At 64.1% G+C, this 24,644-nt stretch carries 21 protein-coding genes; 5 read left to right on the forward strand and 16 right to left on the reverse strand.

The genetic code is table 11. The features are described 5' to 3' along the window. Positions 1 to 17: 17 nt before the first annotated feature. Positions 18 to 770 (reverse strand): maleate cis-trans isomerase family protein, encoded by a 753-nt coding sequence (locus EYW45_RS03660; RefSeq protein ID WP_161134024.1) that lies wholly within the window; start codon positions 768 to 770, stop codon positions 18 to 20. A gap of 333 nt (positions 771 to 1,103) precedes the next feature. On the opposite strand from EYW45_RS03660, the gene EYW45_RS03665 reads away from it, so the two are divergent. Genes EYW45_RS03665 through EYW45_RS03675 form a run of 3 tightly spaced genes read left to right on the forward strand, consistent with a single transcriptional unit; the run spans position 1,104 to position 6,111 of the window. Beyond that, positions 1,104 to 2,264: an FAD-dependent monooxygenase gene (locus EYW45_RS03665; protein WP_161134025.1), complete on the forward strand. Its 1,161-nt coding sequence runs from the start codon at positions 1,104 to 1,106 to the stop codon at positions 2,262 to 2,264. Between the two features lie 23 nt (positions 2,265 to 2,287). Beyond that, a complete protein-coding gene (locus EYW45_RS03670) occupies positions 2,288 to 2,809 on the forward strand; it encodes a (2Fe-2S)-binding protein (RefSeq protein WP_161134026.1) in 522 nt (173 codons plus the stop codon). After that, a complete protein-coding gene (locus tag EYW45_RS03675; RefSeq protein ID WP_235938823.1) occupies positions 2,806 to 6,111 on the forward strand; it encodes a c-type cytochrome in 3,306 nt (1,101 codons plus the stop codon). Before EYW45_RS03670 ends, EYW45_RS03675 begins: the two co-directional genes overlap by 4 nt. A gap of 4 nt (positions 6,112 to 6,115) precedes the next feature. Here the strand turns inward: EYW45_RS03675 and EYW45_RS03680 are convergent, their stop codons facing one another. From EYW45_RS03680 to EYW45_RS03705, 6 genes are all read right to left on the reverse strand, one after another. After that, complete coding sequence (locus tag EYW45_RS03680; RefSeq protein WP_202444574.1) at positions 6,116 to 6,862, reverse strand: ABC transporter ATP-binding protein; 747 nt, start codon at positions 6,860 to 6,862, stop codon at positions 6,116 to 6,118. Beyond that, entirely contained in the window at positions 6,859 to 7,638 is a 780-nt protein-coding gene (locus EYW45_RS03685; protein ID WP_161134027.1) for an ABC transporter ATP-binding protein, read from the reverse strand. Before EYW45_RS03685 ends, EYW45_RS03680 begins: the two co-directional genes overlap by 4 nt. Next, complete coding sequence (locus EYW45_RS03690) at positions 7,635 to 9,596, reverse strand: ABC transporter permease (protein ID WP_161134028.1); 1,962 nt, start codon at positions 9,594 to 9,596, stop codon at positions 7,635 to 7,637. The genes EYW45_RS03685 and EYW45_RS03690 overlap by 4 nt, the downstream gene beginning before the upstream one ends. 60 nt (positions 9,597 to 9,656) lie before the next feature. Beyond that, complete coding sequence (locus tag EYW45_RS03695) at positions 9,657 to 10,865, reverse strand: ABC transporter substrate-binding protein (protein WP_161134029.1); 1,209 nt, start codon at positions 10,863 to 10,865, stop codon at positions 9,657 to 9,659. Between the two features lie 306 nt (positions 10,866 to 11,171). Beyond that, positions 11,172 to 11,675 (reverse strand): MarR family winged helix-turn-helix transcriptional regulator, encoded by a 504-nt coding sequence (locus tag EYW45_RS03700; protein ID WP_161134030.1) that lies wholly within the window; start codon positions 11,673 to 11,675, stop codon positions 11,172 to 11,174. A gap of 94 nt (positions 11,676 to 11,769) precedes the next feature. Then, positions 11,770 to 12,750 (reverse strand): SDR family oxidoreductase, encoded by a 981-nt coding sequence (locus EYW45_RS03705; RefSeq protein WP_235938825.1) that lies wholly within the window; start codon positions 12,748 to 12,750, stop codon positions 11,770 to 11,772. A gap of 379 nt (positions 12,751 to 13,129) precedes the next feature. Between EYW45_RS03705 and EYW45_RS03710 the strand changes: the two genes are divergently transcribed. Next, positions 13,130 to 14,038 (forward strand): EamA family transporter, encoded by a 909-nt coding sequence (locus tag EYW45_RS03710; protein ID WP_161134031.1) that lies wholly within the window; start codon positions 13,130 to 13,132, stop codon positions 14,036 to 14,038. 73 nt (positions 14,039 to 14,111) lie between these two features. Here the strand turns inward: EYW45_RS03710 and EYW45_RS03715 are convergent, their stop codons facing one another. Continuing rightward, positions 14,112 to 14,813 (reverse strand): ArsR/SmtB family transcription factor, encoded by a 702-nt coding sequence (locus tag EYW45_RS03715; protein ID WP_161134032.1) that lies wholly within the window; start codon positions 14,811 to 14,813, stop codon positions 14,112 to 14,114. Between the two features lie 77 nt (positions 14,814 to 14,890). On the opposite strand from EYW45_RS03715, the gene EYW45_RS03720 reads away from it, so the two are divergent. Further along, positions 14,891 to 16,147: an MFS transporter gene (locus EYW45_RS03720; protein ID WP_161134033.1), complete on the forward strand. Its 1,257-nt coding sequence runs from the start codon at positions 14,891 to 14,893 to the stop codon at positions 16,145 to 16,147. Between the two features lie 113 nt (positions 16,148 to 16,260). Here EYW45_RS03720 and EYW45_RS03725 read toward each other — a convergent pair whose 3' ends face one another. From EYW45_RS03725 to EYW45_RS03760, 8 genes are all read right to left on the reverse strand, one after another. Further along, positions 16,261 to 17,055 (reverse strand): putative hydro-lyase, encoded by a 795-nt coding sequence (locus tag EYW45_RS03725; protein ID WP_161134034.1) that lies wholly within the window; start codon positions 17,053 to 17,055, stop codon positions 16,261 to 16,263. An 8-nt stretch (positions 17,056 to 17,063) separates the two neighbouring features. Continuing rightward, complete coding sequence (locus EYW45_RS03730) at positions 17,064 to 18,419, reverse strand: amidase (protein WP_161134576.1); 1,356 nt, start codon at positions 18,417 to 18,419, stop codon at positions 17,064 to 17,066. A 19-nt stretch (positions 18,420 to 18,438) separates the two neighbouring features. Continuing rightward, on the reverse strand, positions 18,439 to 19,119 hold the full coding sequence (locus tag EYW45_RS03735; protein ID WP_161134035.1) for a DUF2848 domain-containing protein: 681 nt from the start codon (positions 19,117 to 19,119) through the stop codon (positions 18,439 to 18,441). A gap of 37 nt (positions 19,120 to 19,156) precedes the next feature. Beyond that, complete coding sequence (locus EYW45_RS03740) at positions 19,157 to 20,440, reverse strand: TRAP transporter large permease (protein WP_161134036.1); 1,284 nt, start codon at positions 20,438 to 20,440, stop codon at positions 19,157 to 19,159. Further along, positions 20,437 to 21,057 carry a TRAP transporter small permease subunit gene (locus EYW45_RS03745; protein ID WP_161134037.1) on the reverse strand — a complete coding sequence of 207 codons (621 nt, stop codon included), beginning with the start codon at positions 21,055 to 21,057 and terminating at the stop codon, positions 20,437 to 20,439. The genes EYW45_RS03740 and EYW45_RS03745 overlap by 4 nt, the downstream gene beginning before the upstream one ends. Positions 21,058 to 21,219: 162 nt before the next feature. Next, positions 21,220 to 22,266 (reverse strand): TRAP transporter substrate-binding protein, encoded by a 1,047-nt coding sequence (locus EYW45_RS03750; protein WP_161134038.1) that lies wholly within the window; start codon positions 22,264 to 22,266, stop codon positions 21,220 to 21,222. A gap of 347 nt (positions 22,267 to 22,613) precedes the next feature. Continuing rightward, complete coding sequence (locus tag EYW45_RS03755) at positions 22,614 to 23,507, reverse strand: LysR family transcriptional regulator (RefSeq protein WP_161134039.1); 894 nt, start codon at positions 23,505 to 23,507, stop codon at positions 22,614 to 22,616. After that, positions 23,504 to 24,541, reverse strand: coding sequence for a GlxA family transcriptional regulator (locus EYW45_RS03760; protein WP_161134040.1), 1,038 nt, complete (start codon positions 24,539 to 24,541; stop codon positions 23,504 to 23,506). Before EYW45_RS03760 ends, EYW45_RS03755 begins: the two co-directional genes overlap by 4 nt. Positions 24,542 to 24,644: the final 103 nt, after the last annotated feature.

Consider the following 24,644-nt stretch of genomic DNA (forward strand, 5'->3'; position numbering starts at 1 on the left):
GCGGTTCCGGTTGAGTATCAGTAGGCGCCCGAGAGCAGGGCGCCTGCACCGGGAACGATGGGTTCGAGGTCGAGCGCCTTCAGGATGGCGTAGGTGGTGGCCACAGCGGCCGTAAGCACGGGTTTGCCGGTTTGCGCTTCAACCTTGGCTATCGCGGACAGCGATGGCATCTGCACACATGCCGACAACACGATCACATCGACGTCGCTGGTTTGCATGCCGGCGACGATGCCCGGGAGCTTCGCGGGATCGTGGCGGCCAACGTCGAGATTGTTCGGGATTTCGAGCGCGTGCCAATGCACGACCTCGAATCCTTCGTGGGCGATGTAATCCACCACCAGTTGCGTGAGCGGTTTCATGTAAGGGGCGACCAGCGCGATGCGCTTGGCACCCATGATGTGCAACGCATCGACCAGAGCACCTGCACTGGTGATCACCGGTGCCGCCGCGCCGTTTTCTGCCGTGCGCTCGCCCAGCCGCTTTTGCGAGACACGGTGGTAGCCATGGCCCATGGCCATGATGGCGACAAGGCACGCGTATCCGAGCACATCCACGCGCGCATCGCTGAGCTCGAGCGCGCACCGGTCGGACTCGGCATCCATGGCCGCCAGCTCTTCCTTGGCGACCGTTTTCATACGCATGCGGCTGGAATGGAACGTGAAGCGTTCGGGCCGGATCTGCTGGCGCGCCAGCAGCATGGCAGGCACTTCCGTTTCCATGGTGGTGTTGGAACTGGGCACGATCTGCCCGATGCGATAGGACTTCTGCACGACGCGACTCCTGCTGTCTTTGGCGCACGGGATCGCCAGAAGTATTGGCGGTCGACGGCAATAATGAATGTGTACGCTCTATTCTTGCAGTTAAGCCGGCGGCTGACAATGGCTGTTTTCCCTGCCTGTGTGCGCGACTGGAATTTACGGGAAAACCCTATAAAACAATGAATATGAAGCGATGTTTGCGGCGGATGATCAGATTTTTAGAGCGCGCCGACGCGTTGGAGAGTCGTCAGGGGAAAACCCTGTTTACACTCAAAAATTGAGTGTGTACACTTTTTATCAACGCATTTTGAGCGCGATTTTCCGCGCGACTCCAGGAGATACATCGTGCAAGGCAAACCGAGAATCGCAATTGTCGGCGCCGGCTTGGGTGGAACGGCGGCTGCCGCGCTGATGGCCCGTGCCGGTTTCAACGTCAGGCTCTATGAGCAGGCGCCCGCCTTCTCGCGTCTTGGCGCCGGTATCCACCTCGGCCCCAATGTGATGAAGATCATGCGGCGCATCGGGATCGAAGACGCACTCAACGCGAGCGGCTCACATCCCGACTTCTGGTACAGCCGCCATTGGCAAACGGGCGAGGAGCTCGCCAAGATTCCGCTAGGCGACTATGCGCTGTCGCACTACGGTGCCAGCTACCTCACGGTGCATCGTGGCGATTTCCATGCGCTGATGACGGCGGCGTTGCCTGCAGGTGTGCTCACGTTCAACAAAAAGCTGGCGTCGGTCGATGACCGCGGCGCCGATGTGTTGCTGACGTTCGAAGACGGCACGTCCGAGGTGGCCGATATCGTGATCGGCGCCGATGGGGTGAATTCGCGCTTGCGCGAGCACCTGCTGGGCGCCGAGCCGCCCAAATACACCGGCTTCGTCGGGCACCGTGCCGTGTTTCCGACGCCGTTGGACAGCGGTACGCTGCCATTCGATATGTGCGTGAAGTGGTGGTCGGACGATCGTCACATGATGGTCTATTACGTGACCGAAAAACGCGACGAGATCTATTACGTCACGGGCGTGCCCGAAGCGCAGTGGGACATGACCAAGAGCTGGGTACCCAGCAGCCAGGAGGCCATGCGGGAGGCGTTCGCTGGCTGGCACCCCACCGTGCAGGCGTTGATCGAGGCCACGCCCGAAGTATCGAAGTGGCCCTTGCTCGAACGCGACCCGCTGCCGTTGTGGAGCCGTGGCCGCATCGTCTTGCTGGGCGATGCCTGCCATCCGATGAAGCCGCACATGGCGCAAGGCGCCGCGATGGCGATCGAAGACGCCGCCATGCTCACGCGGGTATTCGAAGAGGTGGGCATGACCGATCACGCGCAGGCTTTTGCGGTGTATGAGCAAAATCGCACGGTGCGTGCAAGCCGCGTGCAGCGCGTGTCGCATGACAACACCTGGTTGCGCACCAATGAGAATCCCGACTGGTGCTTCGGCTACGACGTTTTCGAGGTGCCGCTACTGGACGCGGCCGCGAAAACGCCCGCTGCCGTCTGAATCCGACGCCGATGCCACCCGCGATGTCCGCCGCGTCTTCGCCTGCGCCGATCGCACGGGCTGGCGTGATGTTGCGTGTCAACGGCGCCGAGCATGCCGTCCCGGCCGCGCCCGAGGCTCGCTTGCTGTATGTGTTGCGTAACGATCTGGCGCTCAACGGTCCCAAGTTCGGCTGTGGATTGGGTGAGTGCGGCGCCTGTACGGTGTTGATCGATGGGCAGGCGGCGCGGTCCTGCGTCATGCCGATCGCCGGGCTGCACGGCCGCGCCGTCACCACGCTCGAAGGCTTGGGAACCGCAGATGCGCCCGGCCCTGTGCAGCGTGCCTTCATCGACGCCCAAGCTGCGCAGTGCGGTTATTGCCTCAACGGCATGATCATGACGACCGAAGCCCTGTTGCGGCGCAATCCCGAACCCACCGAGCGCGAGATTCGCGACGCGCTCAAGTACACCTTGTGCCGCTGTGGTACCCACATCGAGATTCTGGCGGCCGTGCGATTGGCGGTGCAGTACTGGCGAGACGCCGAAGGCGATCGCCACCGATGACGTCGCCGCCGGAGGCCCGCACGCCGCGCCATGCGTTGGACATCTCCGCACCGGATGCGGTGACGGATCGGCCGCCTTCCGACGCGGCCGTGGGCATGGTGGTGCGGCCTCCCGAGATGACATGGAACGGCGAGCGATACACCGGGCCGACGTTTCTTCACCGCGATATCGACCCCGCGACGGCTGCGCGTGCGGATGCTGAAGGCCACCCTGATCCCAGCTTAGGTAGCCGAGCGCGGCTGATCGTGATTGGCACTTTTGTGGGGATCGTAGCCGCCACAGCGCGAGAGGCGCATGCGGCCGTAGACCAGGCAACGTGGCGGTGGCAACGGCCGTCGTCCCGCACGAGCGACGCCGCCAACTCGAGACCTGATGTGCGCGCCAATGCGGATGGAAAAGCGTCCGCCGCTGCGCAAGAGACGTCAGGAGACCGCGGCGGGGTCTTGGCGCTGTCGGCAACGTATCGATGGCCGATGGCCGAGGCAGTGAAAACGCAAGCCTGTGCGGTTGCCTGGTGGCATGGCGACGGCATTACCGTCTGGTCGGCAACCGATGCGCCGGCGCCGTTGCGCGCCGAGCTTGCCGCGTTGCTGGAGATGCCGGCAACGGCGATTCTTATCGTGGCGACCGGTGCCGTGCCTTCGATGAACGATATGGACGTTGCCGCCGATGCAGCATTATTGTCGCGTGCGGTGGCCGGGCCGGTGCGCGTAAGTGCCGATGCGCACGACGACGGGGTGCAACGGTCGCCCGCATTCGGCGCGACCGCCGCCTCGGAGATCGCGACGCAGGCTGCGTTGGATCGTGCGACATTGGCTGCATGCGATACCGTCATTGGGTTGTCTGCAGTAATAACGGAACCGCACGACGCAGGACACTACAGCGTCGCGCCATCGCGCTATCTCGGCCGCCGGCCATCGATTGCACGTCTGTTGATGGGCGGAGCTGCCACGCTGCAGGACGACAACGGGATTGCCGCTCGTGGTGACGTCGCAGTGCTGTCGCCAGCATATGCGCTGGGTGACGCGCGTGTGCACTGGCCGAAAAACCTGGCGCTCGGGACACCGGAGGCGACAGGGACGCAGGCCTATCTGCCGGTTGTGTTTGCGCAAGAATCCTTCATTGACGAGGCGGCGCATCGGGCGGGCGAGGACCCCTTGGCGTTTCGCCTGGCGCGGCTGCAGGATCCGCGGGGGGCCGACTTGCTGGCGCGTGTGGCCCTTGCTGCCGCATGGACGCCGTCTGCCGCGAGTACAATGTTCGATGCAGATATCAAGTCGAGCGCAACCAGGCCGTCTTGCGCCACGACGTCGGCGACCGACAATACGATGTCCAGTGCCGATACGGCGGACACCGTCGCTGCCACTGGACGCGGCATCGCCTATGCGTGTGCGTGGGACGACACGCAATACCCCCCCGTGCGTACCTGGTCGGCATGGGTGGCGGATGTGGCGGTGGATCCGCAGGATGGCCGGATCGCGGTGACGCGCGTCGTCGTGGGCCACGATGCCGAGCAATCTCGTGACGATGCACGAGGTGCAGATCCTGATGTCGACACGGCCGCCATCGAGATGGCGGTGCGCGCCACGACGCATCACTTGCTCGAGGCGCCCGATGCCTTCGACACCTGGCGCACAGACGCGCCGCCGGCCACCGATTTCTTACCCACGATCGATGTGGTGAGCAGCGGCGGTGGGGCGCGTGCCGATGTGGCCACGGGGCGGGCGGCCACGCCGCCGGGTGCGGTGGATTGGCATGCGCACGCTGCCTTGCCGGCGGCGGCCGCGGTGGCGAATGCCGTGTTTGCAGCCACCGGCGTGCGCTTGCGCGACGCGCCGTTTGGCGATGCGCGTACGCAGGGCTTGCTGCGCGGCGATGCGGGGTCCAACGTGCCGACCGATCGTGCGCAGCGTACCGATCGCGGTTCGCGTCGGCGAGCCTACACGTGGATGGGTGGGATTGCGGCCGCCGCAGCGGGCTTGGTGGTTGCGGCCTTGCCGTGGCGCGCAGCCATTGCGCCGGTGGCGGCACCCGATCTAAGCTTGTATTCGGTGGCGGCACTCGAGCGTGGGCGGCTGGTGGCGGCTGCTGGCGATTGCGTGGTGTGCCACACGGTGCCCGGCGGCGCGCCTAACGCAGGCGGTCTGGCGCTGGATACGCCTTTCGGCACCGTGTACACGACCAACATCACGCCGGACCCTGAAACGGGCATCGGTGCCTGGTCGTTTGCAGCCTTCGATCGCGCCATGCGGCAGGGCATCCATCGCGACGGCCGCCATCTTTATCCTGCGTTTCCGTACACCTCGTTCGCGAAGTTGACGGAAGCGGACATGCAGTCGCTTTATGCCTACATGATGACGCAGCCGCCGGTCGTGTCGCGGCCGCCGGAAACGCAGCTCGCGTTTCCGTTCAATCTGCGTGGCCTGATGGCCGGCTGGAATGCGCTCTTCCATCGCGATGCGATGTATACCCCCGATCCTGACCGCTCCACGCTGTGGAATCGCGGTGCTTATCTCGTGCAAGGCGCTGGACATTGCGGGGCTTGCCACACGGCGCGCAATCCGTTGGGCGCCGAGCGCACAGGCGCGGCTTTCCTGGGCGGCGGCAATGCGGACGGTTGGGATGCGCCGGCGCTGAATGGCACATCGGCTGCGCCACTGGCATGGACCGAAGGCGATCTGTTCGATTATCTGCGCACGGGTTTTTCGGCACGCCATGGCGTGGCGGCAGGCCCGATGGCGCCCGTGATTCATGGGTTGTCGCAGTTGTCGGATAGCGACATTCGGGCGATGGCGGTTTATCTCACGTCGCTGTCGGTGCAGGCGCAACCACCGGAAGGCGTCAGCGCGACGTCAACGGCTGCGGCAGGCGCAGCAGCGGCGGCCGAAGCAGCGTCGACATCATCATCATCATTGACGGCAACGGCAACGGCAACGGCAACGGCAACGCTCGCCGCAACCGGCGCGCGCGTTTTCGACGCTCAAGGCGAAGCGCTCTTTCGCGGGGCCTGCGCGGCATGCCATGACGATGGTGCCACGGTGTATGGCGCGAAGCCGGCGTTGGCGTTGAACAGCAATGTGCACAGCGCGCGGCCCGATAACCTGATTCAAGTCATCCTGCAGGGTATCGAGCACCCGGCCAACCCCGCATTGGGCTACATGCCGGCGTTCGGCGACAGCTTCAACGATAAGCAGGTGGCGGCGCTCGTCGATTACATGCGCCACCGCTATGCGCCAGAGAAGCCGGTGTGGACCGATACCCAGGCCCGCGTCGGTGCCCTTCGCGCCCAGCACGGAGATTGATCGGTCACACCGTCAGGTATGCCCGCCGCACGGCCTCGTCATCCGCCAACGATTGCATCGTGCCGCTGTAACGGATCTGACCTTTCTCAAGCACATACGCGCGGTCGGATACGAGTTCGGCAAAGTGCACATTCTGCTCGGACAGTAGAATGCTCGCGCCTTGTGCCTTCAGTGCCAGAATCATGTGCGCCATCTGTTCGACGATCACGGGTGCCACACCTTCCGACGGCTCATCGAGCAACACAAGATAAGGATTGCCCATCAGCGTGCGGGCGACCGTGAGCATTTGCTGTTCGCCGCCGCTCATCTGGCCGCCCGGGCGATCCTGCATGGCGCCAAGATTGGGAAACAAGGTGTAGAGCGCGGCCGGTTCCCAATTGGGGGCATTTGTGCCGTCGGCCCATTTGCGTGGCGGCTGCCGGCCCACTTCGAGGTTTTCCGTCACGGTGAGATCCGTGAAGACGCGACGGTCTTCCGGCACGAACCCCAGGCCCATGCGCGCGATCTCGAAGGGCTGGCGTCCCGTCACGTTCTGCCCCATGAAATGCACCTGGCCTTTCCATGCAGGCAGCAGGCCCATGATCGCCTTGATGGTGGTGGACTTGCCGGCGCCGTTGCGGCCCATCAACGCGACCACTTCGCCGCGCTTCACTTCGAGTGCGACATCGAACAGGATATGCGCTGCGCCGTAGCCCGCGTCCAGGCCTTCCACGCGCAGCAGCGGCGCGTTGGAATCGATGGCCGCGCTCATGCCGGCACCTCGGCGGCACGCGTCTTTTCAAATGTTTTGCCCGTACCGAAATACACTTCCTGCACCTTTGGATGATTGCGAATATCGGGGCCGGTGCCCTCGGCGATGAGTTCGCCACGCGCCAGCACGATCATGCGGTCGGCATAGGCGAAGACCACGTCCATGCTGTGCTCGGTAAACAGCACGGCCATGTTGCGGTCGACCACGAGCTGCTTGGTCAAGGCCATCAACGCATTGCGTTCCTGCGGCGCCATGCCGGCCGTGGGCTCGTCCATCAGCAAGAGCTTGGGATCGTTGGCCAGCCCCATGGCGAGTTCGACGCGTTTGACGTCGCCGTAGGCCAGTTCGCTGCAAGGTCGTTCGGCCTGCTCGCGCATGCCCACCTGTTCCAGAAGCGCCAAGGCTTCCTTGCGGTACTGCGATGAGGCCGGCGTCCACAGCGAATACACCTTGCCGTGATGCGCGAGCAGCGCCATCTGAATGTTCTCGGCCACGGTCAGCGACGCGAAGGTGGCGGCGATCTGAAACGTGCGGCCCACGCCCAGCTTGGCGATGTCGCGCGGGCGCATGCCCGTCAGCTCGCGGCCATCGAGCTTGATCGAGCCGGAAGTAGGCGGCAACTGGCCGCCCACCATGTTGAACGTGGTGGACTTGCCGGCACCGTTGGGCCCGATCAGCGCCAGCAATTCGCCGGCGGCCAGATCGAAGCTCACGTCATTGACGGCCTTGACGCCGCCAAAGGCTTTGTTGATGTGACGTACTTCGAGCAAGCTCATACCCGGTTCTCCTCGACGCCGGCGGGGGTGGCGGGGGCCGCGCCCAGGGCGGCGTGGCGGCGAGCAGGCGTACTGCGACGCAGGCCGATGCGTTCGGCAATCTGCTGGCAGAAGCCGGCGATGCCTTGCGGAAATACCAATACCAGCAGCAGAATGATGCCGCCGAAGAGCGCGCGCCAATATTCGGTGCTGCGCATGATGGTGTCTTGCAGCAGGTTGAAGGTGGCAGCGCCCACCAGCGGGCCGACCAACGTTTGGATGCCGCCCAAGAGCACCATCACCAATCCGTCGACCGACTTGGTGACGGCCATGGCGTCGGGCGAAATGCTGCCCTTGGAAAATGTGAAGAGCGCGCCGGCCAAGCCTGCAAACAAGCCGGCAACGACGAAGGCCATCCATTGCACCCGTTTGACGTCGATACCGACGGCGTCGGCCCGCAAGGCCGAGTCGCGTCCGGCGCGCAGCGCAAAGCCGAAGGGCGAGAAGAGGATGCGGCGCAGCGCCACCACGGCGAAGGCCACCACGGCCAGCGTGAGGTAGTAGAACGCGTTGCCCGACAGGAACTGCGCCGGCCATACGCCGATGATGCCGTTGGAGCCGCCGGTGAAGTCGTCCCACTGGAAGACGATGGACCAGACGATCTGCGAGAACGCCAGCGTGAGCATCGCCAGATACACGCCCGAGAGCCGCACGCAAAACCAGCCGAAGATCAGCGCGCCCACGGCCGCGACCAGCGGGCCCAGCACCAATGTGGCGAGCATGGGCAACGCGGCCGCCTTGAGCAGGAGCGCGGCGCCGTATGCGCCCAGGCCGAAGTACGCGGCATGGCCGAAGGAGTGCATGCCGCCGGGGCCCATGATGAAGTGCAGGCTGACGGCGAAGAGCGCCGCGATCATGATGTCCAGCGTGAGCACCGAGGCGTACGGAAACCAGGTGGACAACTGCGGCAGCACGATCAGCACCAGCAGCACTGCCACACCGAATGCCTTGAAGAGCGGCGACGATTTGCGGATCGGCGCTTCGACCGGTGCGGAGTTGCGGCTCACGGGTTGCGGGCGTCCGAACAAGCCCCACGGACGAAACACCAGTACCAGCGCCATGAAGACGAACTCGACGACGAGGGTGAGCTTGGAGAAGGACACCGTCATGCCGAACATCGACACATTGCCCAGCCCGATGCAGATGGCCTTGATCTCGGCAATGATGAGTGCGGCCACGTAGGCGCCCGGAATGGAGCCCATGCCGCCCACCACCACTACCACGAAGGCATCGCCGATCACGCGCAGATCCAGGCCGAGGCTGGCCGGTTCGCGCGGCAGTTGCACGGCGCCGCCCAGGCCCGCGAGCATGGCGCCCAACGCAAAGACGCCGGTAAAAAGCCACGCTTGATTGATGCCCAATGCACCCAGCATTTCGCGGTCTTGTGTGGCGGCGCGCACCAGCGTGCCCCAGCGGGTGCGGGTCAGCAGCAGCCACAGCAGCGCGAGCACCAGGGGCCCGAGCGCGATCAGCACGAGGTTGTAGACGGGATACTGGCGGCCGAGCAGATCGATGGCGCCGGTGAGGCCGGGCGCGCGGCGGCCCAGCAGATCTTCGGCGCCCCACAACCACAAGGCGGCATCGTTGATCACCAGCACCAGGGCAAAGGTGGCCAGCAACTGAAAGAGCTCAGGCGCGCGGTAGATGCGCCGCAGCAGCACGATCTCGATGGCCGCACCCACGGCACCTACCACCAAAGAGGCCGCGATGACGCCTCCCCAGAAGCCCAGACCGGTCGAGCCGAAACGTTCGATCAACGTGTAGGCGACGTACAGCCCCAGCATGTAGAGCGAGCCGTGTGCGAAGTTGACGATGCGCGTGACGCCGAAGATCAGCGAGAGGCCCGCGGCCACGAGAAACAGCGACGATGCTTCGGCCAGGCCGTTGAGCAACTGCGCGAGAAATCCTGTCAGATCCATAACCTCGGAATCCGTAATGAGTCGTCGGGCTGCCGCAGTTGCGGCAGCCCGATCGCGGGGTCAGTCGGCTTTGCGCAGCGAACGCACGACGTCGTCGGAGGGCAGCGCTTCGTTGCCGGGTACGTAACGATAGTCGACCATCACGCCCTTGCCGTCTTTCAAGCCCAACTTGCCGACGTAGGCGCCCATCGTGGATTGATGGTCCAGCGCACGATACTCGATGGGCCCGAACGGAATGGTCAACTTCAGCCCCTGGAAGGCTTTGATCATCGCTTCGGTATCCGTGGAGCCGGCGCGTTTGATGCCTTCTGCCAGCGATTTGATGGCGCTGTAGCCGACCACCGAGCCCAGGCGCGGATACTCTTTGAACGCGGCCTGGTAGCTTTTCAGGAACGCCTGGTGTTCGGGCGTTTCGATGGTTTGCCACGGGTAGCCGGTGACGACCCAGCCTTCGGGGACTTCGTCACGGAAGGTGTCGAGGTATTCCGGCTCCCCGGTGAGCACGCTCACCACCGGGCGATCCTTGAAGAGGCCACGGGTGCTGCCTTCGCGCACGAACTTGGTCACGTCCGCGGCAAAAAGCACATTGAAGATGGCGTCGGGCTTGCTGTCTTCCAGCGCCTGGACCACGCTGCCCGCATCCACTTTACCCAGTGGCGAGGCTTGCTCGGAGACGAACTCGACGTCGGGCTGGGCGGCCTTCATCAATGTCTTGAAGGTCGATACGGCGGATTGACCGTATTCGTAGTTGGGATACACGATGGCCCAACGCTTCTTCTTCATCTTCAGGGCTTCGGGCACGAGCATCGCGACCTGCATGTAGGTCGAGGTGCGCAGGCGGAACGTATAGCGGTTGCCGTTTTCCCAGGTGATCTTGTCGGTGAGCGGCTCGCTCGCCAGAAAGAAGACTTTCTTTTCCTTGGCGTAATCCGTGAGCGCCAGGCCGATATGCGACAGGAACGAGCCCGTCAGCATATCCACGCGTTCGCGCGAGATCAGCTCTTCGGCCGCGCGCACGGCATCGCCAGGCGTGGCATTGTCGTCGCGGATGATGAGCTCGAGCTTCTTGCCATTGACGCCACCGGCTTCGTTGACTTCGTCCAGCGCCAGTTGCATGCCTTTGCGGTAAGGGCCCAGAAACGCAGGCTGCGCTTTGTAGCTGTTGATCTCGCCGATCTTGATCGTGGCATTTTGTGCTGTCGCGCTCGACAGCGGCATTGCTGCGACGACGGCGGACAGCAATAGGGTGAAGCGAATGCGGCCGTTCATGTATTCCCCTTGGACGTTGTTGCATGTCACCACGACCGGTCGCCCGGCTAAGTGCGAAGCTGATTTTCGATAAAGTGTACACACTCAATTTATCGATGGGAATAGGGGCAACCCGTGGGTGTGTGGTGCGATGCGCCATGCCGCCTAAATGGGGTTGGGGAATACCCTAAACAGCGTTAAATCAGTGGCTTACTGATGATCTGCAATACCGGGGGTGTGCGCAGGTGTGGGCCGGATACCTTCGGGAATTGAGTGGTGAAAAGAGCGTTTACACTCTATTCGCTCAGTGTTTTCCCTAGGTTGGAATTACGCGTCTTCGCCAGTGTCGCCGTCGTGACGCGAGGCGGCCAGATCGTCCGCGCCGCTCATCTTTCGCAGCAGGTAAACGATGGCGACGCGCTCGGCGGGGTTCAGATTGCCGAACGTGGCTTCGGTGATGTCGTGAGCAAACGGCACGACGTCGTCGATCACGCAACGTCCGGCCGGCGTGAGCGTCACCAGCACTTTACGGCGGTCGGCGGGGTCATGCGACACCGCGAGCAGCGCGCGCGACTTCAACCGTTCGATCACGCCGCGAACCGTGGCCTGGTCGATAGCTGTGACGCGCACGATGTCGCTCAACGACGAGGCGCCGTTGTCGCGCACGGCGCAGAGCGCCACGAATTGCGCGGCGGTGAGTTGCGAGTCGGGAATCGTTTGCTGAAACAGTGCTACATGGCGCTGATACGCGCGCCGCAATAGATGCCCGACCTGTTCGGAAAATTGGTAGTCCGGTGTGTTGGACGCAGGAGAAGTTTTATTTTTCGGCATGGCAATGAGTAAGCGCCGGCATCCGCGATCGGTTCAGTATAGCGGTTGATATGACGTACACACTTGAATCGTGGCGCCGGCGGCCTGCTGCCGTTCAATCCGGCCAGATTGCGCCGGTGAGCGCGGTAGCCTGACGCCACAGGCGCGCGCCTGCGGCGGTGTCGGCTGCCGCCGACGCCACGCGGGCTTTGGCGGGCGGCCCCTTGATTTCGAACCACCCCGCCGGCCCGTAGTAACCGCCACCCCCGGCCGCTTCAGGGGCGGTCGCGGCATACAACACCGGGAGCACGCCGCTGGCCGCATTGTGGCCGAAAAAAGGCAGTGCACGCTGCATCAGCCGGTTGCCGATTCCTCGGCGGCCCGGTCCGCTGGTGAAAAGGTCGGTGGTCGCCAGGCCGGGGTGGGCGGCATTGCTGGCGATCCCCCACCCGTGCGCGGCGCTTTGGCGTTCCAGCGTGAGCGCAAACATCAGCATCGCAAGCTTGGACTGCCCATATGCCCCCCAAGGGGTGTAGCGCTTGGCCGCCTGCAGATCGCGCTCCTTGATGTGTGCGCCGCGGTGCGCCAGGCTGCTCAAGGAGACGACACGTGGCGCCGGCGCTGCGCGCAAGGCGGGTAGCAAGGCAGCGGTGAGTGCAACGTGGCCAAGATAGTTCGTGCCCATCTGCATCTCGAAACCGTCTTCGGTGACCCGACGCGTGGGGAGCGCCATCACGCCGGCGTTGTTGATCAAGAGATCCAACGGCCGACCCCGATCGATCTCGGTTTGAGCGAAGGCGCGAACCGAGGCGAGACTGGCGAGGTCGAGCCGCGCAAAGTGAACGTCGGCGCCGGGACAGGCTGCGCGCAGTCGCCCCAACGCATCGGCGCCCTTGGCGGGATCGCGCGCGGCCAGTACCACTGCACTGCCCGCTTGCGCCAACGCGAGCGCGGTCTCGAAACCCAGGCCGCCAGTGGCGCCGGTAATGATGGCGCGTTGCCCGGCTTGGGAGGGCATATCGTTGCGTGTCCAGGCGGGCATGATGTCCTTGATGAGGTGGCGCGGCGTCCATGCTTTGAGAGACGGCGTTGACAAGCCATCATGCCTGATTGGGGCAACAATGGGGCGCGATCGGTGGCGAGCTTGGGCGTGATCGGTGGCAAGCGTCGGCGCCTGCGGACTCGTTCGGGCTAGTTCGGGCGAGGTCGATGTGAGGTCGATGCGATGTCGGTGCGAGGTCGGTGCGAGAGGCGTTCGCCCGTGGGAGCGGCGTCCGCCTGCATCACTTTGCGCAGCTCGCATTCACATTTAGCTAAGTGACGAAGTGTTCTCGGCGCGGTGCGCGCATACTGCCGGGCATTCGTCATGTCGCACCCTGCACACTTCGGGTCTGGACGCTGTTGTTACCTGTGGGTCGGTACGCCGTTTTCTCCTGCGTGGCGGGACGCTGTTTTTCTTTTCAGGCCATCTTGTCATGAACGCTTCACACCCTTTTACCGCTCGCGATTATCTGTGCGCGCTGGTTGTCGTGCTCGTCTGGGGCATGAACTTCGTGGTGATGAAGATCGGCCTGCAAACCTTGAGTCCGATGATGCTGGGGGCGTTGCGATTCGCCTTGGCGAGCTTGCCGTTCATGCTGTTCGTCAAACGGCCCAGCGTGCCGTGGCGGCTGGTGGTGGTGTACGGGCTGGCGCAAGGGGTGGGGCAGTTCGGGTTTTTGTTTACGGCGATCCACTTGGGCATGCCGGCCGGGATGGCGTCGCTGGTGATTCAAACGCAAGCGTTTTTCACATTGATGTTGGCGGCGGGGCTGTTGCGCGAGCCGGCACGCGCGCATCACTGGCTGGGACTGATCGTGGCCGCCACCGGGCTTGCCGTGATCGCTTCGGCGAGTGGCCAGGGCCCAGCGGCGATGACGATGATCGGCTTCGTCCTTACGCTGTGCGCGGCCTTCATGTGGGCCTCGTCCAATCTGATCGTGCGTATCGCCAGCCGCGCAGCGCCGGGCTATGACCCCGTGTCGTTCATCATCTGGAGCAGCGCTGCGCCGATCGTGCCGTTCGTACTCGCCGCCGTCGCAATGGACGGCGCAGATGTGGCGTGGTCATCCGTGGTGAACATCGGTTGGCCGGCATTCCTGTCGGCGCTGTATCTGGCGCTGCTCGCGACCATCCTCGCGTATTCGCTATGGACGCGTCTGCTAATGCGCCATGCCGCCGCGCGCGTGGCGCCGTTTTCGTTATTGGTGCCGGTGGTTGGCCTGACCGCAGCCGCATGGGCGTTCGACGAACACCTGCTCACGATTCAGTGGGTGGGCGCCGCGATCGTGCTGCTCGGGTTGCTCGTGAACCAGCTCGGCGGCCGGCTGCTACGCCGCAACTAGAACCCAACGCCCGCGACGGGCGTTGCGGCGGGATGGGTCGAGAGTGCGCACCCCTGGCTGCGATCCTGACCGGCTAAACCATGCGTCGGGCAGGCAATCCGAAAAGTTTTTCCAGCGGCTTGCTGCCTTTGGGCGTGACGCGCAAGACGCGTGAATCGAGATCCTTTTCCACCCAGCCGTGATGCAGCACGTGCGTGAGCAGTGCTGCGCCCAACGCGCCGCCCAGGTGCGGGCGCCGGGCGCTCCAGTCCATGCAGGGTTTGGCGAAACTGCGCCGCTTTTTTTGCGCAGTCTCGATGTCGAGACCGATTTCCTGCATGAATGCTTCGCCCGATGGGGTGAGCACGTAATCCTGATCCTGCTTCGCGAGAAAGCGCTTGGCGATCAGGCGGTCGTGGATGCCTACGCCGATGTCGCCGGCCATGTGGTCGTAGCAGGTGCGGGCATGGCACATATCCGTGGGCGTGCTGGGCTTGAACGGCTTGCCCTTGACGCCCGCCACAACGAGCAAGGCTTCCAGCGCGGCGGCCACGTCGTCATTGGCCAGGCGGTAATAGCGATGCTTGCCCTGCACGGCGATCTCGACCAGACCTTGTTCACGCAGTCGCGCAAAATGACCGCTGGCAGTAGATGCGCCCACGTCGGCCAATGCGGCAAGTTCGGTGGCGGTGCGGGCGCAGCCGTCAAGCAGACTGCACAGCATCTGCGCGCGGGCGGGGTCGCCGATAGCGGCGGCAATGGCCGCGACGTCGAGATCGGTACGGTGTGCATCCATGATTCGCTCAAACCCGAAGTGTTGACGTAAAAAGCCAGGATACTGCGATCCACGATCCTTTTCCAGAGACGCAAACGATGTCTACAGCAACGCCCTTTTTCGGCAACAAGGTTCTCGCCGCCACGTTCGTGCTGGCGGTATTTGGATGGGGCGTGGGCTTCTACGGGCCGCCGATTTTTCTGCACGCTGTCGTCCAGCGCACGGGATGGAGTGTGGGCTTTGTGTCGTGGGCGGTGACGTTGCATTTCGTGCTCGGCGCGTTCGTGGTCGCCAATCTGCCGAAGGTCTATCGCCGCTGGGGTGTGGCCGGGACCACGTTCGCGGGGGCACTGGCCACGGCGTTGGGCGTGTATGGCTGGGCAGTGGCCGCCACCCCCGTGCAGCTCTTGGTCGCGGCGGCCGTGAGCGGCGCGGGCTGGGTCGCGTTGGGCGCCGCTGCCGTCAACGCTTTGATTGCGCCGTGGTTCGTGGTCAAGCGCCCGGCGGCGCTCGGCATGGCCTACAACGGCGCAAGCGTGGGTGGCATCGTGATGTCGCCCTTGTGGGTGGGCCTGATCGCGCAGTTCGGCTTTGCGTGGGCCGCAGCGCTTGTGGGCATCGTGATGACGATTGCCATGGCGTTATTGGCGCGGTTTGTGTTTCGCTACACACCTGAACAGTTGGGGCAGCAACCGGATGGTGCCGTGCTTGCCGCCACCGGTGCGGCATCCACCGGACGGGGCGCGATCGTGCGGGCGCCCTTTACGCACGCCTCGGCCGACCGTCGTTTCATCACCCTGGCTGCCGGCATGGCCCTGGGCCTCTTCGCGCAGATCGGTTTGATTGCGCACCTGTTTTCCATTCTGGTGCCGCAGGTGGGTGAGCGGGCGGCCGGGTGGGCGATGGCGCTTGCCACGCTGTGCGCGATCGGCGGTCGATATGCCGTGGGTAAGGTGTTGGCGCCGGGCATGGATCGGCGCATGGTGGCGGTGACCGCCTATGCGATTCAGATCGTGGGGTCGATCGTGCTGATGCTGGCGGGCGGCCATCCGGCGTTGCTGTGGCTGGGTGTCGTGTTGTTTGGATCGGGCATCGGCAATGCGACGTCGTTGCCGCCATTGATTGCGCAGGCCGAGTTCGAGCGTGCCGACGTGGCCCGCGTGGTGCCGTTGATCGTGGCGATATCGCAGGGTACGTATGCGTTTGCGCCGGCCGTATTCGGCATGCTGCGCAGCCTGCAGGCGGCGGCAGTCTCGCCTTATCTGGTGTTTGTGGTGGCGGCTGCGGTGCAAGCGATGGCAGCGGCGCTGTTTTATGCGGGCCGTGCGCGGCAACAAACGATTGCTGCCGCTTGATGCTGTCGCGAGCGTGGATCGCCCGGTAAGCCGAAACGAATGATCGAAGGCAGGCTAAGCCGCCAGGTCGCGCGTTCATCGACGCGAGCCTGCGCCCGCGTCGACCCGGACATTCAAAGCGCGGCGAGCCGGCTATTGATCAGGTCCGTGACCAGCATGTGACCCGGTGCATGTGTGATGCAGAACGGGGGGCGGGTGGCGGCGACGACCGACTGCGGCGTCACGCCGCAGGCCCAGAACACTGGCATCTCGCCGGGCTTGATCTCGACGGGATCGCCGTAATCGGGCCGGTAAATATCCTGGATGCCGATCAATGCGGGATCGCCGAGATGCACGGGCGCGCCGTGCACCGACGGAAAGCGCGACGTGACCTGCACCGCGCGGATGGCGTCGGCAGCATTCATCGGCCGCATCGAGACCACCAGCGGACCCGAGAACGGCCCCGCCGCTCGGGTCGCGATATTCGTGCGATACATCGGCACATTGCAGCCCTGTTCGATGTGCCGTACCGGCAGGCCGTTGTCGAGCATGGCTTCTTCGAACGAAAACGAACACCCGATCAGAAACGACACCAGATCGTCGCGCCAGATATCGCGTACGTCGGTGGGTTCGGCCACGAGCTCGCCGTCATGCCACACGCGATAGCGTGGGATGTCGGTGCGGATATCGATGTCCATGCCCAAGTCGGGCAAGGAGGGATCACCGGGCTCCGATACCGCCAGCACGGGGCAGGGCTTGGGATTGCGCTGGCAGAAGCGCAGGAAATCCGCCGCCAGGTCGCGCGGCAGGATCGCCAGGTTGGCCTGCACATTGCCCGGTGCGAGGTTCGCGGTGGGGCCGGACAACCGGCCTGCGCGTGCATCGAGACGTGCCTGGTAGGCGGGGGCAATGGCAGTGTGGGCGGTCATGCGGATCCTTATCGTTGGGGGGCGCGCAGCAGGTCTTCTACGGCCAGGCCGATGGCCAGTACGCGTTGGTCGGCGCCGGCGCAGGCGGAAATCATCATCCCCACCGGGGCTTCGTCTTCGGCGTGGCAAGGCACCGACAACGAACAACCATCGAGGAAGTTGATCAGCGTGGGATTGCGCAGGATGGCGCCATTGGCGGCGTAGTACGCGTCATCGGCAGCGGACAGCACCTCGATCGACGGCGCCACGATAGGCACCGTGGGCATGATCAACGCGTCGAACGGGGCGATCGTGGCGCACACTTCGGCCACCCACGCCTGGCGTGCGGCCAGCAGGTCGATATAGTCGGCCGCCGAGATCGCTTCGCCGCGCTTGATGCGCGACACCACGCGCGGGTCGTAACGGTCGGCGCTCGTGCCGATCAACTTGCGGTGGAACGCCCACGCTTCCGACGCGGTGAAGCCGCCGGCGGCGTTGATGGTGGCGAGCTTGGCGAAAGCGGGAATGGCGATCTCGTCCACGTGCGCACCGGCCGCGCGCAGCTTCTCGATCGTGTCGCTGAACACGGCGGCAACGGTGTCGTCCATGCCGTCGAGCGCGACCGTGGTCGGCACCGCGAGCCGCAAGCCGCGCAGTGCGGCAGGTTGCGGCACATGAATGGGTTCGCCGGCCAGGATGGCGTCGAGCACCGCGCAGCAGGCGACCGACGGCGCCAGCGGCCCAATGGAGTCCAGGCTGGCCGAAAGCGGTTGCACGCCTTGCATCGACACGCGGCGGGCCGTGGGTTTGAAGCCGGTGAGCCCGCACAGCGCGGACGGAATGCGTACCGAGCCGCCGGTGTCGGAACCGATGCCGGCGGCTGCCATGCCGTCGGTCACCGAGATCGCGGCGCCGGAGGACGACCCGCCGGGAATGCGCCCGGTGGCACGGTCCCACGGGTTGCGCGGCGTGCCGTAGTGCGGATTGATGCCCAGCCCCGAGTACGCGAACTCGGTCATATTGGTGCGACCCACGATGACCGCGCCCGCCGCGAGCAGACGATCGACGACGACCGCGTTGGCCGTGGCCGGTGCCGCGTCATCCAGCGCGACCGAGCCGCCCTTGGTGATGCTGCCCTTGTAGTCGAACAAGTCCTTGATCGAGATCGGCAGCCCATCAATGGGCGAGCGGCGCAGACCGGCCGCGCGCAAGGTATCTGCAGCAGCAGCGCTGGCGCGCGCTTGCTCGGCGTAGACCTCGACGAACACGCGCTCGCCTTCGCCGAACGGATCGGTGGCGCGCGTGATCGCGTTGTTGGCGAGCGCCGCGGCGGTGGTGCTGCCGGAAAGAAGCGAGGCGGAGAGGTCGTTAAGCGTCGGAAGCAGGGTCATGGTGGCAACGGGCTCAGGCGATTTCAGGGAGGAATTCAACCCGGTAGGCGTGGCGCAGGGTGCGGTCGCGGCGCGGGTCGTGAAGCTCCATCGTAAACGCCGCGGCGGGGCGAATGCCACCGATGGCGCCCACCGTGCCGCACGTCATGCCGGTGCCTTCGGGCAACGTGCGCGCGCCGCCCGTGTAGCCGGCGATCAGATCCAGCGGCGATTGCAGCGACGCCAGGGTGCCTTCCTGATACAGCACGGTCACGCCGTTTTCTTCGATATACGAACGGATGACGAGCTCGTCCCAGTAGTCGGCCACGTCGTCGAACTTCCAGGCGTCGCTTGCCAGAGGCTTCACGCACAACTGCTTGGAGAGCGCAACGCTGTGCGATTCGAGTTTGCGGTCGGTGTGGTCCGAGGCGATGCTGACGTACATGACGCCGTCGACCGTGAACACGAACGTTTCGATCTCGCCCGACGATTCGCCGCCCACCGCTTGCAGCTTGGCGGCCTGGGTGAGTTGGTTATCGGCGATGCGGTAGTACAGCGGCACCGTGCTGGGACGCGGCACGCCGATGGCGGCCAGTTCTTCGATGTGATGCTCGATCGCATCGCGGTCGCGCCCGGCCCAGCCGGCCACGACCACGTTGGCGATGTCGGTTTCGATGCGGCTGTCGGTGCCGATGATGTTGAAGGCTACTTTCATGTGAGGCTCTGCTAAAAGAATGTTCTGAAACGAGTGATCAACCGAACACGCGCGGCAACCACAGCGCGATATCGGGGAAGAAGGCCAGCAGCGCCAGCATGACGAACATGGCGGCGACGAACGGCAGGCTGCCGACGATGACGGCGCTCATCGGGCCGCTCTTGCGCAGACTCTGCACGACGAAGAGGTTCAGGCCGACCGGCGGCGTAATCAAAGCCGCTTCGACCAGCACGATGATGACGATGCCGAGCCAGATGGGGTCGTAGCCCAGCGCGATCATGATGGGTGCGACGATGGGGATCGTGGTGATCATCATCGACAGCGTTTCCATGAAGCAGCCCAGCACCAGATAGAACACGATGATGATGAGCAGCATCATGCCCGGCGACAGGCCCAGGCCGGTGATCGACTGAGTGAGCGCATCCGTCAGGCCCGTGGCCGACATCACGAAATTCAGGAAGCTCGCCGCAATCACGATCAGCATGATCATCGCGGTCGACTTCATCGTGCCTTCGATCGCTTCGCGCAGCATGTTCCAGGTCAGGCGGCGGAACCAGGCGGCGAGAATCAATGCACCCAGCACGCCCAGCGCAGCCGCTTCCGTGGGCGTCGCCAAACCGGCATAGATGGAACCGACGACCAGGAAGAAGATGCCCAGCGGCGGCGCCAAATGAACCAGACTGGCAAAACGCTGGCCCCAGGTCGCGTGGATTTTCTTGCCACCCCAGTGCGGTTTGGCGACGCAGGCGAAGATCACCGTCAACATGAAGAGCAGCGCCATCGCGAAGCCGGGAATGATGCCGGCCAGATACAGCTTGGGCACCGACGAATTGGTGAGCACGCCGTAGATGACGAGATTGATCGACGGCGGAATCAGGATGCCCAAGGTGCCGCCGGCTGCTAGACTGCCCAGGAACAGCGGCTCGTTGTAGCCGTACTTCTTGATCTGTGGAATGGCGACCGTGCCTACTGTGGCGGCGGTGGCCACGCTCGAACCCGAGGTCGCCGAGAACAACGTGGAGGCGCCGATGTTGGCGTGCATCAGTCCGCCCGGCAGCCACGATAGCCACAAGCTCATGGCAGAGTACATGCGCTCTGCGAAGCCGGCGCGCAGCAATACCTCGCCCAACATGATGAAGAGCGGAATGGCGACGAGCAGGAACTCGTTGTTCGAACTCCACGAGATTTCACCGATGGCGCGCGTGAGCGGCAGCATCGAGAACATCGGGTCGAGCAGCAGACCGAGTACGCCGAGCGCGGCGCCTACGGGGATACTCAGTCCAATCAGGACGAGCAATAGAGTGAGTGCGGTGGCGATCATGCCGGTTCTCCTTTGACCATACGTTCGCCGGCGGCGGCCTCTTCTTCGGCTTCTTCCTGTGAAGAACGCACGCCGCAGATTTCCTTGACCAGCGCGACATCACCGGTGACCAGTGCGGCGGAGGCGCGCAACAGCATGAGCGCCACCACCACGCACATCCACGCCAGACCCAGCACCCACAGGCCCTGCGGAATCCAGAGCGGTGTGGCCAGCGGCGTGTTGGCGGCGGCTTTTTCCTGCAGTGACGTCAGTGCAACTTCATAGGCGTAGAACGTGAGGAACACCATGAAGACGCCGAGTGCGACGAGCGCGATCCAGTCCAGAAGCGCTGAAATGCGAACGGGGAAGTATTGGTAGATCACGTCTACGCGCACATTCGCGCGCTGCAGGGTGGCGAAGGCCAGTGCCCAGGAGGTGCTGATCGCGAAGGCGTAGCTCGATAGTTCATCGGCGCCACCGGTATTGAAACCGAAGAATTTGCGCGCCAGCACGTCGAAGGAAATGAGCAGGACGCTGGCGATCGTGAGGCCGCCGCCTACCCAGACTGCACCGCGTGAGAGCGATTCGGCCAGGCGCAGCAGGCGCGCGAGCGTCTGAAAACGAGGGGATGTGGTCATGTGTGAACCTCTGGGCAGAAATGCCGCGTTGGTCGGTAATGCGAATGATGCGATGGGTGTCGTACAGCGCCGCGGCGATGGCGGCTTCAGGGCGTACCGGCGTGGCCGGTGCGCGATACTGCGTGACGCCGGGCCAAACGATGACCCGGCGTCGTCATGCCTTTACTTGCTGGCCGTCAAACCCACCGTCTTGCCGACGGTGGCGTTGAAGTCCGTGACGCAGTCTGCCGAGCAACGGGCTGCCCACTTCGGCAACACCGACTCTTGCAGCACCTTCTTGAGCAACGCGCGATCGGCATCGCTGGGTTCGACGAGTTTCATCTTGCCCTTCACCGGCAGCGTGCAGGCGGCCGCGCCCGTGTTGCAGTCGTAGCCTTCCTGGGTTTGACGCGCGGCGCCGTCCCAGATGTCGTCGACCAGCTTGGTCACGTTCGTTTGCAGGAACGCCTGCACCTTCGGATCCAGCTTGTCCCAAGCCTTCTGGTTGACGGCGTGGATCTGCTGGTTCCAGTTGATGGGCAGGGCCACCAAGTGCGTCGACACTTCGTACCACTTGGCCGAATAGCCCGAGAGCGAACCGGTGATGGCGCAGTCGACGACCTTGTTCTGCAGGGCCGGCACGACTTCACCGAAAGCCATGGTCACGCTCGAACCGCCCAGCGCTTCGACGAACTCAGCCGTGGTGCGGCTGCTGGTGCGCACTTTCTTGCCCTTGATGTCGGCCAGGCCGGTGATCGTGGCGTTGCAGAACAGCACCTGCGCGGGGTAGGTCGAGATGCCCAGCAGCTTCACCTTGGCGCCGTCACCGTAGAACTTGGCATAGACGGGTTCGAACGACTTCGTAACCGCACGGGCCGTTTTCACATCGGGCGCGAGACCGGCCAGATCGATGGCTTCGTTGATCGGGTTATCGCTGGCGAAGTACGACAGCGTGGCGGTACCGAATTCGATCACGCCTTGCGACATCAAACGCATCAATTCCGGGCCTTTCAGGCCCATTTCATTGAAGCCCTTGATTTCCGCGGTGACCTGACCCTTCGACAGTTCGGGGATCGTCTTGGTCCAGAACGGACGCTCGTAATCGTTGTAGGCGGTCAGATTGCTCAAGCCGCCGACAATGCGCAATTGCGTCTTGGGCAGGTCTTGGGCCGACACGCTGCCGGCAACCAGCGAGGCGGCGACGGCGGCAAAAACGAGATGCTTCTTCATTGGGACGATGCTCCTGAGGACGGGATGTCATGAGCGCGCGGGGTGCCCGTACACGGCGCGCGCTGGATGGCATAGGCGATCAAGTCCAGATCCGATACCGCGCGGTATCGGCCAACCCCTTGGAATCTGGCTATTTCGATATGGCTCTGTAACGCATTGCATCCCAGCCCTCGCCATAGCGTCCAATTGTTCGTACGCATGCGGGGGTATAAATTTCTCTTATGGCTGTGTGCGTCGGGGTGTAGGACCTGCCGCATAGCGTTGACTGGCGCGGGTCCAGGACGTTGAGCCAGCTTCGCCCGGCATTTGCCTGGGCGCTGCCAAAGCGGATCGGCTAAGGGAAAGTCCTAGTGTGCGGCAGCGTTGGCAACACGCTGCGCGAGTTCGGCGATGACGCGGATCGCATGGCTGTCGGGACCGGAAATCCAGGTGGCGGTAAAACTCAGCTCGGGCAATGGGCCGGCATCCACGTTCAGAATGCGCAACTCGCCGCTGGCCAGTTCCTTGCCGAGAAAAATCGGCGCAATCACACTGGTGCCCATGCCATCCTGGGTCATCCGCACCACCATCGACAGCGAGGCACTGCCGTACATGCGCGGCTTGTGGATACCGGCGGTGGTCAACATGTCGCGCACGGCTTGATAGGGTTTGCTGTTGGACGGATAGGTGATGATGGGTAGTCGTCCCACCCGGTCCAGCGTCAAGGGCTCCGGGCCCAGATCCAGCAAGGGACTCGCCACCCAGGCCAACGGGTACGTGCACAACGGCACGTTCTCGACCCGTGCCTCGAGCACCGGTCCCATCAGGAAGGCCAGATCGATGCTGCGGGACTGCAGATGCGAACGCAGCACATGGGTGGTGTCGACTTCGATTTCGATGACCAGCGCGGGGTAGGTGGCGTGGATTTGTTCGATCAGGGCTGAGAGCCAGGTTTGCACGATGGTCTCGGCCACGCCGATCCGGATCGTGCCGGTGAACACGTTCTCCTCACGCGCAGCCTGGATCATGTCGCTGCGGCCCTGCAGCATGCGTTCGGCGTGCGACAACAGTTCGTGGCCCTTGGCCGTGAGCTTGACGCCACGGGCATCGCGATCGAACAGGCGCACACCCAGATCCTTCTCGAGCGCGGCAATGCGTTGCGAGATGGTGGGCTGCGTGGTGTTGAGTTTTTCGGAGGCCGCGCTGAAGGTGCCCAGCGTGGCGACCCAGTAAAAGGTTTCGATATTGCGCAGATCGATCATGCGGGCACGGTCCTGTTGCGTTGAAACTGCCGGGGCGAGAGGCCGTAGCGGGTGCGAAATTCGCGCGAGAAATGGGCGCCATCGGAAAAGCCGCAGTCGAGCGCGATCTGGGTGATGTTGGCGGCACTGTGGTGCAGCATCCAATGAGCGTAGGCGAGCCGCATGTCGCGCTGGAACGCCATCGGTGTGACGCCCATGGCCTGCTTGAAGGCCCGTTCGAGCTGGCGGCGGCCCACACCCACATACCGCGCGATCGCGTCCAGTGAGGGCGGATTATCCACCCGTTGCTCGATGTAGTGGGCGGCCTGGCGCACGCGCATGTCTTCGATGCCCGTGAGGTCGTTGTAGAAATGGGCTTGCGGCACGCGGGCGGGACGGATGCCTTGCAGCATCATGTGCCGCACCGCTTGTTGTGCCTTGTCGCGGCCGCAGTGGCGGTCGATGAGATACAGCCCGAGATCGATGGCGGCCGTGGATCCTGCGCACGTGATGAGATCGCCTTCGTCGATGAAGAGGCGGTCGACCACGGCGGGCGTGCGCGGAAAGCGCGCGCGAAAGGCATCCAGCACATTCCAGTGCACGCACACCGACCGCGAACCGAGCAGCTCCGCTTGCGCCAGCGCGAAGGTGCCGGTGCAGATGCCCAGCATGCGCACGCGCCGTGCGGCGGCGAGCTTGAGCCACTCGGCCAGCACCGGCGGCAGATGGATATTGGGATAGTCGTTACCGCCGCAGATGGCGATGTAGTCGAAGCGTTCGGGATCGGCAGGCAGCGCGCCGTCCACGTCGAGGGCGATGCCGGCGCTGCAACGGCGCGGTTTGCCGTCCCAGCTCATCACGCGCCACGCGGTGTGGATCTGCCGGCTGCGCCCGCCATGGTCGCCTGCCAGCCGCAGCACGTCCACCAGGCCGGAGAATGCCGCCAGGGTGAACTGATCGAGCAGAATCAACCCGATCGAAAGTTCGGGTTTTCCCTCGAAATGCGCGTCTTCGCGGGGCGCGAAGCCCGTCGTACCGGCGCTGGCGATCATCATGACGCAATTATTCAATTTTATGACCACGCATTTCAAGCTTGCCGTGTGTCGGCAGCGCAAGATGTGCCTGTGTATCCGAATGACCACGCACAAGGGGAAAACG

This window comes from Schauerella aestuarii, from assembly GCF_009866805.1.
Classification (GTDB): Bacteria; Pseudomonadota; Gammaproteobacteria; order Burkholderiales; family Burkholderiaceae_B; genus Schauerella; species Schauerella aestuarii.

What these genes read in the sequence shown, in the direction of transcription:
- EYW45_RS03670 (WP_161134026.1), top strand. Translation starts at nt 2,288, where the DNA reads ATGTCCGCCGCGTCTTCGCCTGCGCCGATCGCACGGGCTGGCGTGATG.
- EYW45_RS03675 (WP_235938823.1), top strand. Translation starts at nt 2,806, where the DNA reads ATGACGTCGCCGCCGGAGGCCCGCACGCCGCGCCATGCGTTGGACATC.
- EYW45_RS03680 (WP_202444574.1), bottom strand. Translation starts at nt 6,862, where the DNA reads ATGAGCGCGGCCATCGATTCCAACGCGCCGCTGCTGCGCGTGGAAGGC.
- EYW45_RS03685 (WP_161134027.1), bottom strand. Translation starts at nt 7,638, where the DNA reads ATGAGCTTGCTCGAAGTACGTCACATCAACAAAGCCTTTGGCGGCGTC.
- EYW45_RS03690 (WP_161134028.1), bottom strand. Translation starts at nt 9,596, where the DNA reads ATGGATCTGACAGGATTTCTCGCGCAGTTGCTCAACGGCCTGGCCGAA.
- EYW45_RS03695 (WP_161134029.1), bottom strand. Translation starts at nt 10,865, where the DNA reads ATGAACGGCCGCATTCGCTTCACCCTATTGCTGTCCGCCGTCGTCGCA.
- EYW45_RS03700 (WP_161134030.1), bottom strand. Translation starts at nt 11,675, where the DNA reads ATGCCGAAAAATAAAACTTCTCCTGCGTCCAACACACCGGACTACCAA.
- EYW45_RS03710 (WP_161134031.1), top strand. Translation starts at nt 13,130, where the DNA reads ATGAACGCTTCACACCCTTTTACCGCTCGCGATTATCTGTGCGCGCTG.
- EYW45_RS03715 (WP_161134032.1), bottom strand. Translation starts at nt 14,813, where the DNA reads ATGGATGCACACCGTACCGATCTCGACGTCGCGGCCATTGCCGCCGCT.
- EYW45_RS03720 (WP_161134033.1), top strand. Translation starts at nt 14,891, where the DNA reads ATGTCTACAGCAACGCCCTTTTTCGGCAACAAGGTTCTCGCCGCCACG.
- EYW45_RS03725 (WP_161134034.1), bottom strand. Translation starts at nt 17,055, where the DNA reads ATGACCGCCCACACTGCCATTGCCCCCGCCTACCAGGCACGTCTCGAT.
- EYW45_RS03735 (WP_161134035.1), bottom strand. Translation starts at nt 19,119, where the DNA reads ATGAAAGTAGCCTTCAACATCATCGGCACCGACAGCCGCATCGAAACC.
- EYW45_RS03740 (WP_161134036.1), bottom strand. Translation starts at nt 20,440, where the DNA reads ATGATCGCCACCGCACTCACTCTATTGCTCGTCCTGATTGGACTGAGT.
- EYW45_RS03745 (WP_161134037.1), bottom strand. Translation starts at nt 21,057, where the DNA reads ATGACCACATCCCCTCGTTTTCAGACGCTCGCGCGCCTGCTGCGCCTG.
- EYW45_RS03750 (WP_161134038.1), bottom strand. Translation starts at nt 22,266, where the DNA reads ATGAAGAAGCATCTCGTTTTTGCCGCCGTCGCCGCCTCGCTGGTTGCC.
- EYW45_RS03755 (WP_161134039.1), bottom strand. Translation starts at nt 23,507, where the DNA reads ATGATCGATCTGCGCAATATCGAAACCTTTTACTGGGTCGCCACGCTG.
- EYW45_RS03760 (WP_161134040.1), bottom strand. Translation starts at nt 24,541, where the DNA reads ATGATGATCGCCAGCGCCGGTACGACGGGCTTCGCGCCCCGCGAAGAC.